A 15764-nucleotide genomic window follows, 5' to 3' on the forward strand; every position below is an offset into this window, starting at 1 on the left:
AATTGAGACGCTTCCGCGGAGGTTGCGGGAGACGAGTCATGCCCGCTGGGGAGCGGGCCAGGCAGAACAGCGGCACAAAGATGGTGAGGGCATAACGTCTCGGGTGGAGTGTTATGCGCATCGAGCCAGTGATGAGCGTTTGTGCGTTGCGAGACTGCTCTGGTACGCGATAGCGGGCGGGGTGAGTGGGCGTATTGATTCTGATCAAGGGGACAGAACATGACGTTGTTGCGTTGGACGGGAGTCCGTAGGGGAGGAATGCATGGCTACCATTGAAAGCGCGGGCACGCTCCCGGGCTCGCAAGCGGGGATCTTCGATCGTGAGCACACGGTCGCCAAGGCGGGGTTCAACCGCTGGCTGGTTCCTCCGGCTGCGCTGTGCATCCATCTGTGCATCGGCATGGCGTATGGCTTCTCGGTGTTCTGGCTGCCGCTGTCGCGCGCGATCGGCGTGACCAAGACCCAGGCCTGCCCGGACATGACCCTGGTGCAGGAGCTGTTTACGACGACCTGCGACTGGAAGGTCGCAAGCCTTGGCTGGATGTACACCCTGTTCTTCGTACTGCTGGGTGGCTCCGCGGCGGTCTGGGGTGGCTGGCTCGAGCGGGCCGGACCGCGCAAGGCGGGTGCCGTTGCGGCCTGCTGCTGGGGTGGCGGCCTGCTGATCGCAGCGCTTGGCATCTATGTGCACCAGCTCTGGATGATGTGGGTCGGCGCCGGCGTCATCGGCGGCATCGGCCTCGGCCTCGGCTACATCTCGCCGGTGTCGACCCTGGTGAAATGGTTCCCGGACCGGCGCGGCATGGCGACCGGCATGGCCATCATGGGCTTCGGCGGCGGCGCGATGATCGGTGCTCCGCTCGCCAACCTGCTGATGAACTACTTCAAGACCCCGACGTCGGTGGGTGTCTGGGAGACTTTCGTCACGATGGGCGTGATCTACTTCGTCTTCATGATGATCGGTGCCTTTGCCTATCGCGTCGCTCCGGTCGGCTGGCAGCCCGAAGGCTGGACGCCGCCTGCGGTCAAGAAGGCAATGATCTCGGAGCACCATGTGCATCTCGACAACGCGCACAAGACTCCGCAGTTCTGGCTTGTCTGGTGGGTGCTCTGCTTGAACGTGTCGGCAGGCATCGGCGTGATCGGCATGGCCTCGCCGATGCTGCAGGAGATCTTCGCCGGCAAGCTGATCGGTCTGCCCGACGTCAGCTTCAACCAGCTCGACGCCGGCCAGAAGGCCGCGATCGCGGGCATCGCGGCAGGCTTTGCCGGCCTGTTGTCGTTGTTCAACATCGGCGGCCGCTTCTTCTGGGCGTCGCTTTCGGATCACATCGGCCGTAAGAACACCTATTACTGCTTCTTCCTGATCGGCATCGTGCTCTATGCGCTGGCGCCGACCTTCGCAGCGATGGGGTCCAAGCTGCTCTTCGTGGGGGCCTTCGCCATCATCCTCTCGATGTATGGCGGCGGCTTCGCGACCGTACCTGCCTATCTGGCCGATCTGTTCGGCACCCAGTTCGTCGGTGCCATCCACGGCCGGCTGCTGACCGCGTGGGCGACGGCCGGCATCATCGGTCCGGTGGTCGTCAACTACATCCGCGAGTTCCAGCTCGCCGCCGGCGTGCCGCGCGACCAGCTGTACAACACGACGATGTATATCCTCTGCGCCATGCTGCTCGCCGGCCTGATCTGCAACTTCCTGATCAAGCCCGTCGATGACAAGTGGAACATGAGCGCGGACGAAGTCGCGAAGTACCAGGCGGAGCTCGCCAAGAACGAGTCGGCGATCCAGCACGGGTCGTTCGGCATCGGCAAGGGCGGCCTCGACGTCAAGGCCGCCCTGTTCTGGGCCTTCGTCGGCGTGCCGCTGGCCTGGGGCGTCTGGAAGACGTTGGAAAGCGCGGTCAAGATCTTCTGACCGATCGACGATGATACAAACGGGGCGGCCGGATCGGCCGCCCCTTTTTTTGCGCGGTGCTGCGCGGCCGCTAGGTGGAAGCTCGCTTACCGCGAAAGCGCCGAACCTCCTTGCACTTATTGATTTCCTATACGAGACGAATTCGGCCTCTCTCGCATTCCTACGCTGCTGGGCTCCATCTTCCGCCTTGCCGGCCGGATCTGGCGCCGGCCCGACGGAGAATGGACATGAGCGCGGTTGACCTGTTTCGCGAAGCCCGCGGCGCTATCGGCCTGAGAGCCATCCGGCGGCCGCATCCAATCAAGACGCTGCGCGGCATCTTCAGGACCATTCATGCCGCGATCGCCGCGGCCAAGCTGCGGCGCTTGCGCAACGAGCTGCTCTGTCGGCGCAGTTCCGTGGCGTCTCCGTCGCTGCCGGGTGATGCGAGAGTCCGGCCGCGGTCGCCGCAGATTGTTGACGACAAAGGGAGCTTCTGAACGATCGGTCCTCGCGGCACCGCGCGGTGGGCCCTCTCAACACCGGACCTCTTGCCTCCGTGACGCGGCTGCGGTGTGAGCGCTGAGCAGCGTCATGGCCTGCATGACGGCTGCCATCGTGGGAGAGTCCAAAGCTGTCAATGGCAGACGAACGCCGACAGCGATGAGCCCCTGGAGACTGAGCGCGTATTTGACTGCGGCCGGCGTATCGCGGCTGAACGCCTCGATCAGCGGCAGCAACTGATGATGCAGCCGTCGCGCAGCGCTCCAGCGGGCGCGCTGACAATAGGCGAAAAGCGCGCCGCAGAGCTGCGGTGCGACGTTGGCCACCAGCGAGATGTTGCCGTCGCCTCCGGCGGCTGCGAACGGCACCGCCGTCGCATCGTCGCCTGACAACAGGCGGAAGCCGACCGGAAGCCGCGATCGCAGATGTACGGTCCGTGCGATATCGCCGGTGCCGTCACGCAGGCCGACGAATTGCGCCCACCGCGCAAGGCGCACCAGTGTATCGTCGGGCAGTGCGCGTCCCGTGCGCGACGGGCAATCGTGCAGAATGACCGGCAGCGCCGTCGCGTCGCCGACGGCGCGGAAATGCGCGTAGATTCCCTCTGCCGTAGGTCGGTTGTAGTAAGGGACCACCGACATGATCGCATCCGCGCCGGCGGCTGCCGCCTGGCGGGTGTTCTGCACGGCCTGGAGCGTCGCGTTGGATCCTGCTCCGGCGATGACGTGGACCCGATTGGCGGCCGCCGTCACTGCCGTGCGAATGACCTGTTCGCGCTCTGCCGCGGTGAGCGTAGATGCTTCGCCTGCGGTCTCGCAGACCAGGATCGCGCTGGCGCCCGCTTCGATCTGCCGCTCGCACAGTCTGGCGAGCGCCGGGCGGTCGAGCGCACCATTGGCATCGAACGGGGTTGGAATGTCCGCGATGGTGCCGGCGAGCCAGCGTGCGGCCGATCCAGGCTGCATCCTGAGCGCATCGCTCATGCGACCGGTCGCCTTCCGCTCGCGAACAGCAGACCGATCGGAGCAAGCCGGCCATCGGCATCGAGCTCGATCGTGCGCGCGAGCTCGACGATGGTTTCCGGATGGTGGCCGTTCTCGAACAGCGCATATTTCATCGCCTCGGCGCGGCTCACGAACAGCCCGCCATAGAGCCCATTCTGCTCCTGGGCGACCCACTGGCCATGTCCGTTCTTGCCGATGAAGACGAGCGCGGGGGCCGGCATGTTGTACGATGGGGGTTCGAGACTTTTCACGGGACTGTTCCTTGTTGTGGTGTGAGCAGGCCGGTCGGAACGATCGGCGCTCATGGACGGCAATATCGAAGGCGAGGGGTAGGAATTCGAGATGGCGCCGCGTGCGATCGCATAAGAGCGGTGTAAGGGCGCTTAGTTTCCGGACGGCTGGATCAGCGCCATCACCGCGCAATAGAGCGCGGTGTAGCCGATCATCTCGTCCCAATGGTTCAGGCTCGCGGCGAACACGCGCTCCCGGCGCAGCGTCGCGAGCACGGCACACAGGATCGTCGTCATCCAGAGCAGGGCAGCGAGGCTGCGACCGAAGCCGATGCTGCCGAACGCGGCGAACAGGATGAGGACCAACATTCGTAGCAGAAATCGAAGCAGCACCCTGGCGGCCGGAAGCTCCGTGGCCTTGTCAGCGGAAAGCAACATCGCGGCAATGACGGCGGCTCAGAAATTGTCGCAGCAGAGCAGGTCGGCGACCGCCGGCTCCGTCGTGATGCCGCGCCTTGCGTCAGGCTGCGAGACGCTTGGCTCGAGACGGCGGGCTTCGGCCGCGGCGTGGAGAATGGCGAGGGCGAGATCGCTATGGCGGGCTTCAGCGCAACGATCGAGCCAGTCCGGCAATTCGCGCTGTTGCGACAATGCGCAGTGCCATTCGCCGTCGTCATAGGCAATGCGGCGAAGCTGCCATCGCGGCAGCTGCAACGCGACCAGTTCGAGCGCGGCATCGACGCGCGCCTCGGTCTCCAGCAATTTTGCGATCCGCAGCCGGCGCCGCCCGCGCGCCGACAAGGGTGAGACTCCCTCGTCGTCGTCAAGCAAAGCCGTCAGCATCGCCGTGGTGGTCTGCGCGAGCTGTGCCGGCTCCAGGACATCCGGTCGTGTTGTCAAGGCAGCCATGCTGGCCTCCCGTCGTCAGTGAGCGTTGGCCCGATGGGCCCTGATCGGCAATGTGGCCGACGGCGCCGTAGGAATGCGAGAGGGGCGGGGGCTGAGAGAAATAAGCGGCGCATAAAGATGCCTCGGTGCTGTGGCTGCCTCCATATGCGATCGCCGCGGCGACCAGGCGAAAGCCACTGCGGGAATGCCGTGGTCTTTATGAAATTCCTATAACTTTCCCGGCAGCGCTGTCTCGAAAACCTATGGTTCCGGATGCCATCTGTCGCGATGGAGCGGATCGTGGGGCACGGCGACGGGATGCTTGATCTATCACAAGTCGCGCGCCTCCGGCTGTCCTTACGCTTTGCGCGTCTCTCGCGCGCATGAGGAGCACACCATGCTTGACATCCTGATGCTGGCGCTGGCCGCCGGCTTCTTCGCCTTGGCGATCGGCTACACCTATGCCTGCGAGCGACTCTAGGAGACGGGCCATGATCTTCGACTATTCGCTCGCCGGCGCCGTGTCGCTCGGCCTTCTGTTCTATCTCACCTATGCGCTGCTGCGGCCCGAGCGGTTCTGACCGCCGGCTGTCGCGCCTTCAAGGACATATCCCATGACTGTGATCGGCTGGATCCAGATCCTGCTCTTTTGCGCCGTCATCGTCGCGCTCGCCAAGCCGCTCGGCTGGTACATGACGCGCGTCTTCAATGGCGAGCGCACCTTCCTGTCGCCGGTGCTGCGGCCCGTGGAGTCCGCGATCTACTGGGCCGGCGGCGTCGACGAGCGCCGCGAGCAGCATTGGCTGACCTACACGGTCGCGATGCTGCTGTTCCATGTCGGCGGCTTCCTGATCATCTACGGCGTGATGCGCTTGCAGGCCGTGCTGCCGTTCAATCCCGCAGGACAGTCCGCGGTCGCTGAGGATCTCTCCTTCAACACCGCGATCAGCTTCCTGACCAACACCAACTGGCAGAACTACGGCGGTGAGAGCACGGTCTCCTATCTCGTGCAGATGCTCGGCCTCACGCACCAGAACTTCCTGTCGGCCGCAACCGGCATCGTGCTCGCGATGGCGCTGATTCGCGGCTTCTCACGCGCCTCGGCGCGGACCGTCGGCAATTTCTGGGTCGATGTCGTCAGATGCACGCTCTATGTGCTGCTGCCGCTCTGCATCGTCTACACGCTGTTCCTGGTCTGGCAGGGCATCCCGCAGACGCTCGGGCCCTATGTCGAGGCGACCACGCTGGAAGGGGCGAAGCAGACCATCGCGGTCGGCCCGGTGGCCTCGCAGGTCGCGATCAAGATGCTCGGCACCAATGGCGGCGGCTTCTTCAACGCCAACGCCGCGCACCCGTTCGAGAACCCGAACGCGCTGTCGAACTTCATCCAGATGCTCTCGATCTTCGCGCTCGGTGCCGGCCTCACCAACGTGTTCGGCCGCATGGTCGGCAATCAGCGCCAGGGCTGGGCGATCCTCGCCGTGATGGGCGTCCTGTTCATCGCCGGCGTCGCCATCACCTACTGGGCCGAGGCCAACGGTACGACCACGTTGAACGCGCTGGGACTGACCGGCGGCAACATGGAAGGCAAGGAGGTCCGCTTCGGCATCGTCGCGTCGTCACTGTTCGCCGTGATCACGACGGCCGCCTCCTGCGGCGCGGTCAATGCGATGCATGACAGCTTCACCGCGCTGGGCGGCATGATCCCGCTCATCAACATGCAGCTCGGCGAGATCATCATAGGCGGCGTCGGCGCCGGCCTCTACGGCATGCTGCTGTTCGTCGTGCTCGCGATCTTCGTCGCCGGCCTGATGGTCGGGCGCACGCCGGAATATGTCGGCAAGAAGATCGAGGCGCGCGAGGTCAAGATGGCGATGCTGGCGATCCTGGTGCTGCCGCTGATGTATCTCGGCTGGACCGCGGTCGCCGTGGTGCTGCCCTCGGCAGTTGCCTCGATGGCCAATGCCGGTCCGCACGGCTTCACCGAGGTGCTCTACGCCTACACCTCGGCGACCGCCAACAACGGCTCGGCCTTCGGCGGCCTCACCGGCAACACCTTCTTCTACAACCTCACGCTCGCGTCCTCGATGTTCGTCGGCCGCTTCTTCATGATCGTCCCGGCGATGGCGATCGCCGGCTCGCTCGCCGCGAAGAAGTCGATCCCGCCCTCGGCCGGCACGTTCCCGACTACGGGCGGGCTGTTCGTCGGTCTCGTCGTCGGCGTCATCCTGATCATCGGCGGCCTCACCTTCTTCCCCGCTCTCGCCCTTGGTCCAATCGTCGAGCATCTCGCGATGGCCGCCGGCACCGTGTTCTGATCCCGGAGCAACCTCCATGGAAACCATGAAACTGCAGAAGCGCTCGTCGATGTCGACGATGCTCGACCCGAAGATCGTGCTGCCGGCCATCAAGGCCGCTTTCGCCAAGCTCGATCCGCGGCTGATGATCAGGAACCCCGTGATGTTCGTCGTCGAGGTCGTCGCCGCGCTCACCACGGTGATCTTCCTGCGCGACGTCGTCACCGGCGGAGCGAACCTCGGCTTCACCTTCCAGATCATTCTCTGGCTGTGGTTCACCGTGCTGTTCGCCAACTTCGCCGAAGCCGTCGCCGAAGGCCGCGGCAAGGCGCAGGCGGATTCGCTGCGCAAGACGCGCACCGAGAGCCAGGCCAAGCTGCTGACGGGCGCGAGCCCGGCCGATCACACCTACAAGCTCGTGCCCGGCACCAGCCTGAAGGTCGGCGACATCGTGCTGGTCGAGGCCGGCGACACCATTCCCTCCGACGGCGAGGTGATCGAAGGCGTCGCCTCGGTCAACGAGGCCGCCATCACCGGCGAGTCCGCTCCCGTCATCCGCGAATCCGGCGGCGACCGCTCGGCGGTGACCGGCGGCACCCAGGTCCTGTCGGACTGGATCCGCGTCAAGATCACGGCCGCACAAGGCTCGACCTTCATCGACCGCATGATCAAGCTGGTCGAGGGCGCGGAGCGGCAGAAGACGCCGAACGAGATCGCGCTCAACATCCTGCTCGCCGGCCTCACCATCATCTTCGTGTTCGCGACCGTGACGATCCCGAGCTACGCGGCCTATGCCGGCGGCTCGATCTCGGTGGTGGTGCTGGTGGCGCTGTTCGTGACCCTGATCCCGACCACGATCGGCGCGCTGCTGTCGGCGATCGGCATCGCCGGCATGGACCGCCTGGTGCGCTTCAACGTGCTGGCGATGTCCGGCCGCGCGGTCGAGGCCGCCGGCGACGTCGATACGCTCCTGCTCGACAAGACCGGCACCATCACGCTCGGCAATCGCCAGGCGACTGCGTTCCGTCCCGTCAGGGGCGTGAGCGAGCAGGAGCTCGCCGACGCGGCGCAGCTCGCCTCGCTCGCCGACGAGACACCGGAGGGCCGCTCGATCGTGGTGCTCGCGAAGGACAAATACGGCATCCGCGGCCGCGACATGGCCGAGCTCGGCGCGACCTTCGTGCCGTTCACGGCGCAGACCCGCATGAGCGGCGTCGATGCCGGCGGCTCCTCGGTGCGCAAGGGCGCGGTCGACGCCATCCTCAACTCCATCGGCGGCGGCGGCCCGACCCAGCCCGTCTCCGGCAACACGGTGCGCGCGGTCCAGCCGGTCGAGAGCGAGCTTGTCCGCGAGATCCGTGCAATCTCCGACGACATCGCCAAATCCGGCGGCACGCCGCTCGCGGTCGCCAGGGACGGGCGCCTGCTCGGCGTCGTCCAGCTCAAGGACATCGTCAAGGGCGGCATCCGCGAGCGTTTCGCCGAGCTGCGCCGGATGGGCATCCGCACCATCATGATCACCGGCGACAACCCGATGACCGCGGCGGCGATCGCCGCCGAAGCCGGCGTCGACGATTTCCTGGCGCAGGCCACGCCCGAGGACAAGCTCAGGCTGATCCGCGACGAGCAGGCCAAGGGCAAGCTGGTGGCGATGTGCGGCGACGGCACCAATGACGCGCCGGCGCTGGCGCAGGCCGATGTCGGCGTCGCCATGAACACCGGCACGCAGGCCGCGCGCGAGGCCGGCAACATGGTCGACCTCGACTCCAATCCGACCAAGCTGATCGAGGTGGTGGAGATCGGCAAGCAGCTGCTGATGACGCGCGGTGCGCTGACGACGTTCTCGATCGCCAACGACGTCGCCAAGTATTTCGCCATCATCCCGGCAATGTTCCTGGCGTTCTACCCGCAGCTCAACGTGCTGAACGTCATGAACCTGGCGAGCCCGCAGAGTGCGATCCTGTCGGCGATCATCTTCAACGCGCTCGTCATCATCGCGCTGATCCCGCTGGCGCTGAAGGGCGTCGCCTACCGCGCCATCGGCGCCGGCGCGCTGCTCGGCCGCAACCTGATGATCTACGGGCTGGGCGGCATCATCATCCCCTTCATCGGCATCAAGGCGATCGACCTGATCGTGACCGCCTTGCATTTGGCTTGACCACTTACCGGCGTCATTGCGAGCGAAGCGAAGCAATCCAGAGTCCCGCGCGCAGCCCTGGATTGCTTCGTCGCTTCGCTCCTCGCAATGACGGAGAAAAATAGGAGATTCCCATGCTCAAAGAAATCCGTCCCGCCATCTTCGTCCTGCTCGCGCTGACCCTTATCACCGGGCTGCTCTACCCGCTCACCATGACCGTCGTCGCCGGCACCATCTTTCCGGCGCAGGCCGAAGGCAGCCTGATCACGCGCAACGGCCAGGTGATCGGCTCGGCGCTGATCGGCCAGGAGTTCAAGAACGACAAATATTTCCACGGCCGCCCGTCCGCGACCTCGGCCGCCGATCCGAACGATGCGACCAAGACCGTGCCGGCACCCTACAACGCCGCCAACTCGTCCGGCTCCAATCTCGGCCCCACCAGCAAGGCGCTGGCCGACCGCGTCAAGGAGGACGTCGACAAGCTGAAGGCGGAGAATCCCGCGCAGGCCGTGCCGGTCGATCTGGTGACGACCTCGGCGAGCGGGCTCGATCCGGACATCTCGCCGGAGGCAGCGCTGTTCCAGGTGCCGCGGGTGGCCAAGGCGCGCGGCTTGCCGGAGGCAAGCGTCCAGGCCGTGATCGCCCGGCAGACCCAGGGCCGTCTGCTCGGGCTGCTCGGCGAACCCCGCGTTAACGTGCTTGCGCTCAATCTGGCACTCGACGCTGCCAAACCGCAGTGACGCCCTGAAGGTCCTGCCTTGAAGGTCCTGGCCTTGGCGCCGAGGTCCCTCCGTCTATAATGCCGCATGGCCAGTCAACGCCGCGATCCTGACCAACGTCCCTCGCCGGAAGCCCTGCTCGAAGCAGCCCGGCGGGAGGACAGTCCTGCCGGCAAGCTCAAGATCTTCGTCGGCGCGGCGCCCGGCGTCGGCAAGACCTATGAGATGCTGTCGAGCGCGCATGCCAAGCTGAGGGCCGGCGTCGATGTCGTCATCGGCTTCGTCGAGACCCATGGCCGCGCCGAGACCGAGGCGCTGGTGCGCGGCCTGGAGGTCGTCCCGCGCAAACATATTTCCTACAAGGACCAGATCGTCGAGGAGATGGATCTGGATGCCGTGATCGCGCGCCGTCCCAAGCTCGCGATCGTCGACGAGCTTGCGCACACCAATGCCGCCGGCAGCCGCCACCCCAAGCGCTATCTCGACGTCGAGGAGCTGCTGTCGCACGGCATCGACGTCTACACGGCGGTCAACGTCCAGCACATCGAGAGCCTCAACGACGTCGTCGCCCAGATCACTCATGTGCGCGTACGCGAGACCGTCCCGGACTCGATCCTCGACCGCGCCGACGCCATCGAGCTGATCGACCTCACGCCCGACGATCTGATCCAGCGGCTGAAGGAGGGCAAGGTCTATGTCCCCAAACAGGCCGAGCGCGCGCTGGAGCATTACTTCTCGCCCGGCAATCTGACCGCGCTGCGCGAGCTCGCGCTGCGCCGGACGGCCGAGCGCGTCGACGAGCAACTGCTCACCCACATGCAGGCCAACGCCATCGCCGGACCCTGGGCGGCCGGCGAGCGGATCCTCGTCTGCGTGTCGGAGGATCCGCGGGCGACAGGGCTGGTGCGCTACACCAAGCGGCTCGCCGACCGTGTCCACGCGCCGTGGACCGCCGTTACCATCGAGACCCGGCGCAACCTGCAGCTCACCGACAAGCAGCGCGACCGCCTCGCCGATACGCTGCGGCTGGCCGAGACCCTCGGCGGCGAGGCGCTGACGATTCCGGGCGTCGGCCGGCGCATCGCGGATGACCTCATCAGCTTCGCGCAGGCCAACAACGTCACCCAGATCATCATCGGCAAGTCGAGCCGCTCGCGCCTGTTCGAGATCATCAGGGGCTCGGTGGTGCATGACCTCGTCAGGCGCGCCGGCAACATCAGCATCCACGTGATCGCCGGCGAGGAGGCGCTGGACACGCCGAGCCCGTCGGTGCAGACGCGCCCGCGCAGCGAGCCGCTGCGGCCAAAGCCCTATCTGATGGCGCTGCTGATCACGGCTGTCGGCCTCGGCCTCGCCGAGCTCATCCAGCCCTTCTTCGGTATCGAGAACGTCGATCTGGTGTTCCTGACCGCCGTGGTCGGCGTCGCCGCGCGTTACGGTCTTGGGCCGTCGCTGCTGGCGAGCCTCGCCGCCTCGCTCTGCTACAACTTCTTCTTCCTGCCGCCCCTGTATACGTTCACGATCACCGATCCGACCAACATCGGCGCGTTCTTCTTCTTCATGCTGATCGCCATCCTGGTGTCCAACGTCGCCGCGCGCGTGCGCGTTCAGGCTGACACCGCCACCCACCGCGTCCGGACCACCGAGCAGCTCTACGCCTTCAGCCGCAAGCTCGCGGGCACCGCGACCCTCGACGACGTGCTGTGGGCGACGGCCTATCAGGCGGCGTTGATGCTGAAGGTGCGGGTCGTGCTGCTGCTGCCGCAGGACGGCAAGCTCACGGTCATGACCGGCTACCCGCCGGAGGATCAGCTCGACGACGCCGATCTCGCCGCTGCGAGCTGGGCCTGGAGCAACGACCGCGCAGCGGGCCGCGGCTCCGACACGCTGCCGGGCGCCAAGCGCCTGTTCCTGCCGATGCGCACCGGGCGCGGCTCGATCGGTGTCATTGGCATCGACGACGATCGTACCGGGCCGCTGCTGACGCCGGACCAGCGCCGGCTGCTCGATGCCCTGGTCGATCAGGGCGCGCTCGCGATCGAGCGCGTGCTGCTGGTCGAGGACATGGACAAGGTCAAGCGCACCATGGAGCAGGACCGGCTGCGTTCGGCGCTGCTCACCTCGATCTCGCACGATCTGAAGACGCCGCTTGCCTCCGTGCTCGGCGCGGCTTCGACGATGCGCGATCTGGCAGCCAGGCTGTCCGACAAGGAGAAGCTCGACCTGCTCGCCACCGTCATCGACGAATCCGAGCGACTCAACCGCTTCATCGCCAATCTCCTGGACATGACCAAGCTGGAATCGGGCGCGATCGTGCCGAATGCCGCGCTCCACGACGTCGGCGAGATCGTCGGCAGCGCGCTGCGGCGCGCGAGCAAGATCCTCGCCGGTCATCATGTCTCGCTGGAGCTGGCGCCCGATCTGCCGATGGTTGAGGTCGACGCGGTGCTGTTCGAGCAGGTGCTGTTCAATCTGCTCGACAACGCCGCCAAATATGCGCCTCCCGAGACCTCGATCGCGATCCGTGCGGCCCGCGACAACAACTGGGTCGTGCTCGAGATCCGTGACGAAGGCGACGGCATTCCCGCCGCGGAGGTCGAGCACGTGTTCGACAAGTTCTATCGTGTGCAGAAGGGCGACCAGGTGCGACCCGGCACGGGGCTAGGGCTTGCGATCTCGCGCGGCTTCATCGAGGCGATGCATGGCCGCATCTTCGCCGGCAACCGCACCGATCGGCGCGGCGCGGTCCTCACCATCCGCCTGCCCGTTCTGGCGCAGGCCAGACCGCTGGATACGGCCGCATGACCGGCGCTCCGATCAAGGTGCTCGTGATCGACGACGAGCCGCCGATCCGCAAGCTGCTGCGGATGGGCCTGACCACGCAGGGCTACGAGATTCTCGAAGCCTCGAACGGCAGGATCGCGCTGGATCTGTTGGGTCAGGAGCCGGCGCTGATCATTCTCGACCTTGGCCTGCCCGACATCGACGGGCTCGAGCTGCTGCGTACCATCCGTGGCCGCAACGAGGCTGTGCCGGTCGTGGTGCTGTCCAGCCGCGGCGACGAGGCGGGCAAGGTCCAGGCGCTCGATCTCGGCGCCGACGACTACATCACCAAGCCGTTCGGCATGGATGAATTGCTGGCGCGGTTGCGCGCGGCGTTGCGGCATCAGTTGCAGGTGCAGGGCGAGCGTCCGGTGTTCCGTACCGGCGATCTCTCCGTCGATCTCGTCCGCCGCATCGTCAAGGTCGGCGAGCGCGAGATCAAGCTGTCGCCCAAGGAGTACGATCTGCTCCGCGTCCTGGTGCAGCACGCCGGCAAGGTGCTGACGCACCGCTTCCTGCTCAAGGAGCTGTGGGACGAATTGACCGACGCGCAATATCTGCGCGTCTATGTGCGCCAACTGCGGCAGAAGATCGAGGTCGATCCCGAGCGCCCGCAATTCGTATTGACCGAGACCGGCATCGGCTATCGGCTGCGCGCGCCGGACTGAGCTTGGCCGTATCGGCCGACTGGTCCTATGTGTCAGGGGCGTTGACATCGCCATTCGATGGGCGAGCTTGCGTGTCCCGCGGGCGGCATCAGCTCGTTTCGTTAAATTTACGAGCAATTTTGACCAACCGGTCATGTCGCGCTGCGGCACAGTACGTCCGCAGGCGCCCGTTCTCTGGATCAACGGATGATCGAGACTGCGGTCGTGCCACCTGATCGGCGCAGCTGATCGTGCGTTTGCATGCACGATGGTGTAAACACGGGACGTGCCATGTCTCGGCTTGTCAGAACGCGATCTGAATTTTGGGGGGCGAGGCTGCCGACTGCGGCGCAGAGATTGTCATCGGCGATACCGGGAAGAGCATCATGCCCGAAATTCATCTCAATCAAGGTCAGCCCGACGCGTTGTTCTTGGCTCCCATCAGTGAGGTCGGTCATGGAAGAATACATTCATCTGCAGAACCTCATCCTGTTCAGGAAACGTCTCGCTGAATTCAACGATGAGTCCAAGCGGACGGTGCTCCTGAAATTGCTGACTGAGGAAGAGGCCAGGGACGCATCATTCGGAACGTCGCCTTGTCCAGTTGCGCCTCATGCGGCGGATCAGAACGTCTGATTGGCTTCTCGGTCTATCCGTCATCGAAGCGACGAGCGCGAAGCTGCATTGGAATCTCGATGTATCGACGGGCTTCGATTCCCGCGATCGTGAAAGCATGTGTGGAGGTACGCGGCATCAGCTTGCGCTTTGGAACTTTCGTCTCGCCGACGCGGTTTACGTGTCGCAATCGGGAGGATGTTCATGGCACGACAATACTCGCGCAAGGCATCGGCCAAGGTCGGCCGGGCCATGAAGAAGCGCAAGGCCGGCACGCTGCGCAGCGGCGGTTCCGGTCGCAAGGTCAAGAGCCGCAAGCAGGCCATCGCGATCGGCCTGTCGGAGGCGCGCCGCGAGGGCAAGAAGGTGCCGCCGAAGAAGAGCGCGCGGACATCGGCGAAGAAGTCATCGAAAAAGACAACCAAGAAGGCATCGAGCAAGAAGACCACGAAGAAGACCAGCCGGAAGACAGCAAAGAAATCATCGAAGAAAAGCTGAGGCTCGGGATTGTGCCGCCTTGCGCTCATCCGGGCTACGGCGTACTCAGCCCGCCTTCCTCTGCCGCGCCGCCGACCGATGCGTCTTCTTCGCCGTGCGTCGATGCGTGCTCGTCCGCCGTGGCGCCGCACGCGCCGTCTTTTTTCCGCTCTTGCCGTTCAGGCTCTGCTTCAGCGCATCCATCAGGCTGACGACGTTGTCGGGCCGTTCCTCCGGCTCCGGTAGCTTGATCGGCTTGCCCGACGCCTTGCGTTTTACCAGCGCCTTCAGCGCGGTCTCGTATTGGTCCTTGAACTCCGAGGGATCGAAATGCGCCGCCTTGGTCTGCAGGATGTGGCCGGCGAGCTCGACCATGTCCTTGGTGATCTTCGGCGCCTTGATGTCGTCGAAGAACTCAGCTTCGTCGCGCAGCTCATAGGGAAAGCGCAGGGTGGTGCCGAGCATGCCCTTGCCCATCGGCTCGATGGCGATGATATGCTCACGGTTGGTCAGCACGATGCGCGCCAGCGCGACGCGGTCCTGATCCTTCATCGCATCGCGGATCACCGCGAAGGCGTCGATGGCCGCCTTGCCGTCGGGGGCGATGTAATAGGGATCGTTGAGATAGCGCTGGTCGATCTCGTCGCGCGGCACGAAGCTGTCGATGTCGATCGTATGGTTGCTCTTGATCTGGACCGCCTCCAGCTCCTCGGGCTCGATCTCGACGTACTGTCCCTTGGACAGCTCGTAGCCGCGGCCCTTCTGGTCGCCTTCGACGATGTCGCCGGTCTCGGAGTCGACCATCTGCTGCTTGAGCCGGTTGCCGGTCTCGCGGTTGATCAGATGGAAGCGCGTTTTCTCGACCGAGGTCGACGCCGGATAGAGGACGACGGGGCAACTGACGAGCGAGAGTTTGAGCGAGCCTTTCCAATAGGCGCGGGGGGCCATCGTGGTCTCCTTGGAAAATCCGGACGACGCTGCAACGGGCAAGCGTCGGTGTGGGTTCCATGGGCCCGGCGAAGGTCGCTTCGGGAAAAAATAATTCGCTTGACGACTTCGTAAAATCAGCATTATGGTCCGACCCGTTCCGTTGCGTCGGAGGGGACGTATCGCGGTCGTCACGGACGTCGGCAGCGGAATGCGATGGGTGTGTCGGATTGCAGCGTGATTCAGTCGCGCCGACGAACAATCCGGCATGCACGGTCAAGTCGCGCGGTCCTGATACCCCGATGCTGGTATCCAGCGCGATGCGCGCAAGCGCATTGTCGCGACACGGTGGCCAACAAGCCCGGCGCGCCGAGGAGAACGCGAAGCAGCCGTTAAAGCCGTCGCGCAGGGAGGGCCGGGATGTCTCGGCTGCACCTGTGGTACCTGCCGCCTGCATTTTTTTCGCAGGCGGGCCATGGGGGCGGCGAGCTCCCGGCCTTCCCTGCGCCCTCTCGATTGGCAGAGGGCGGACGCCAGCGCAGCCTGGGCTCCCTGAGCCGCGGGAACGCGGAACTTTGCCCGATGTTATCATCATGGTG

17 protein-coding genes are annotated in these 15764 nt (G+C 65.2%); 11 read left to right on the forward strand and 6 right to left on the reverse strand.

The genetic code is table 11. From position 1 onward, the window contains the following. The first annotated feature begins 262 nt into the window (after nt 1-262). Together QX039_RS05560 and QX039_RS05565 are read left to right on the forward strand one after the other, a co-directional pair. Nucleotides 263-1918, forward strand: coding sequence for an OFA family MFS transporter (locus tag QX039_RS05560; RefSeq protein ID WP_315771955.1), 1656 nt, complete (start codon nt 263-265; stop codon nt 1916-1918). A 227-nt stretch (nt 1919-2145) separates the two neighbouring features. Continuing rightward, the gene (locus QX039_RS05565; RefSeq protein ID WP_315738681.1) at nt 2146-2397 is read left to right on the forward strand and encodes a hypothetical protein; all 252 of its coding nucleotides are present in this window, start codon (nt 2146-2148) and stop codon (nt 2395-2397) included. A 36-nt stretch (nt 2398-2433) separates the two neighbouring features. On the opposite strand, the gene dapA is transcribed toward QX039_RS05565, so the two are convergent. The 4 genes from dapA to QX039_RS05585 all read right to left on the reverse strand — a co-directional run bounded on the left by dapA (nt 2434) and on the right by QX039_RS05585 (nt 4544). After that, nucleotides 2434-3384, reverse strand: coding sequence for a 4-hydroxy-tetrahydrodipicolinate synthase (dapA, locus tag QX039_RS05570; RefSeq protein ID WP_315771956.1), 951 nt, complete (start codon nt 3382-3384; stop codon nt 2434-2436). Next, nucleotides 3381-3656: a hypothetical protein gene (locus QX039_RS05575; RefSeq protein WP_315771958.1), complete on the reverse strand. Its 276-nt coding sequence runs from the start codon at nt 3654-3656 to the stop codon at nt 3381-3383. Before QX039_RS05575 ends, dapA begins: the two co-directional genes overlap by 4 nt. Before the next feature lie 132 nt (nt 3657-3788). Then, entirely contained in the window at nt 3789-4073 is a 285-nt protein-coding gene (locus QX039_RS05580; protein WP_315771960.1) for a hypothetical protein, read from the reverse strand. A gap of 18 nt (nt 4074-4091) precedes the next feature. Then, entirely contained in the window at nt 4092-4544 is a 453-nt protein-coding gene (locus QX039_RS05585; RefSeq protein ID WP_315771961.1) for a hypothetical protein, read from the reverse strand. Nucleotides 4545-4845: 301 nt separating this feature from the next. Between QX039_RS05585 and QX039_RS05590 the strand changes: the two genes are divergently transcribed. The 7 genes from QX039_RS05590 (at nt 4846) to QX039_RS05620 (ending at nt 13167) form a co-directional block, all read left to right on the forward strand. Continuing rightward, the gene (locus tag QX039_RS05590; RefSeq protein WP_315771963.1) at nt 4846-5004 is read left to right on the forward strand and encodes a hypothetical protein; all 159 of its coding nucleotides are present in this window, start codon (nt 4846-4848) and stop codon (nt 5002-5004) included. Nucleotides 5005-5014: 10 nt separating this feature from the next. Beyond that, nucleotides 5015-5104, forward strand: coding sequence for a K(+)-transporting ATPase subunit F (locus QX039_RS05595; protein WP_018454042.1), 90 nt, complete (start codon nt 5015-5017; stop codon nt 5102-5104). Between the two features lie 33 nt (nt 5105-5137). Beyond that, nucleotides 5138-6841, forward strand: coding sequence for a potassium-transporting ATPase subunit KdpA (gene kdpA, locus QX039_RS05600; RefSeq protein WP_315771966.1), 1704 nt, complete (start codon nt 5138-5140; stop codon nt 6839-6841). A gap of 16 nt (nt 6842-6857) precedes the next feature. Next, nucleotides 6858-8978, forward strand: coding sequence for a potassium-transporting ATPase subunit KdpB (gene kdpB, locus QX039_RS05605; RefSeq protein WP_315738675.1), 2121 nt, complete (start codon nt 6858-6860; stop codon nt 8976-8978). Nucleotides 8979-9091: 113 nt separating this feature from the next. Then, a complete protein-coding gene (locus tag QX039_RS05610; RefSeq protein WP_315738674.1) occupies nt 9092-9697 on the forward strand; it encodes a K(+)-transporting ATPase subunit C in 606 nt (201 codons plus the stop codon). Nucleotides 9698-9763: 66 nt separating this feature from the next. Next, a complete protein-coding gene (locus QX039_RS05615; RefSeq protein ID WP_315738673.1) occupies nt 9764-12481 on the forward strand; it encodes a sensor histidine kinase KdpD in 2718 nt (905 codons plus the stop codon). Next, nucleotides 12478-13167, forward strand: coding sequence for a response regulator transcription factor (locus tag QX039_RS05620; RefSeq protein WP_315771967.1), 690 nt, complete (start codon nt 12478-12480; stop codon nt 13165-13167). The genes QX039_RS05615 and QX039_RS05620 overlap by 4 nt, the downstream gene beginning before the upstream one ends. Nucleotides 13168-13346: 179 nt before the next feature. On the opposite strand, the gene QX039_RS05625 is transcribed toward QX039_RS05620, so the two are convergent. Further along, nucleotides 13347-13604 carry a hypothetical protein gene (locus QX039_RS05625; RefSeq protein WP_315771968.1) on the reverse strand — a complete coding sequence of 86 codons (258 nt, stop codon included), beginning with the start codon at nt 13602-13604 and terminating at the stop codon, nt 13347-13349. Between QX039_RS05625 and QX039_RS05630 the strand changes: the two genes are divergently transcribed. Together QX039_RS05630 and QX039_RS05635 are read left to right on the forward strand one after the other, a co-directional pair. Further along, nucleotides 13603-13782 (forward strand): hypothetical protein, encoded by a 180-nt coding sequence (locus QX039_RS05630; protein WP_315738670.1) that lies wholly within the window; start codon nt 13603-13605, stop codon nt 13780-13782. The two genes, QX039_RS05625 and QX039_RS05630, sit on opposite strands and share 2 nt — an antisense overlap. Nucleotides 13783-13965: 183 nt before the next feature. Continuing rightward, the gene (locus QX039_RS05635; RefSeq protein WP_315738669.1) at nt 13966-14259 is read left to right on the forward strand and encodes a DUF6496 domain-containing protein; all 294 of its coding nucleotides are present in this window, start codon (nt 13966-13968) and stop codon (nt 14257-14259) included. Nucleotides 14260-14304: 45 nt separating this feature from the next. On the opposite strand, the gene QX039_RS05640 is transcribed toward QX039_RS05635, so the two are convergent. Next, nucleotides 14305-15186: a Ku protein gene (locus QX039_RS05640; RefSeq protein ID WP_315771969.1), complete on the reverse strand. Its 882-nt coding sequence runs from the start codon at nt 15184-15186 to the stop codon at nt 14305-14307. Nucleotides 15187-15764: the final 578 nt, after the last annotated feature.

This window comes from Bradyrhizobium sp. SZCCHNR1043, from assembly GCF_032489675.1.
Lineage (GTDB): Bacteria > Pseudomonadota > Alphaproteobacteria > Rhizobiales > Xanthobacteraceae > Bradyrhizobium.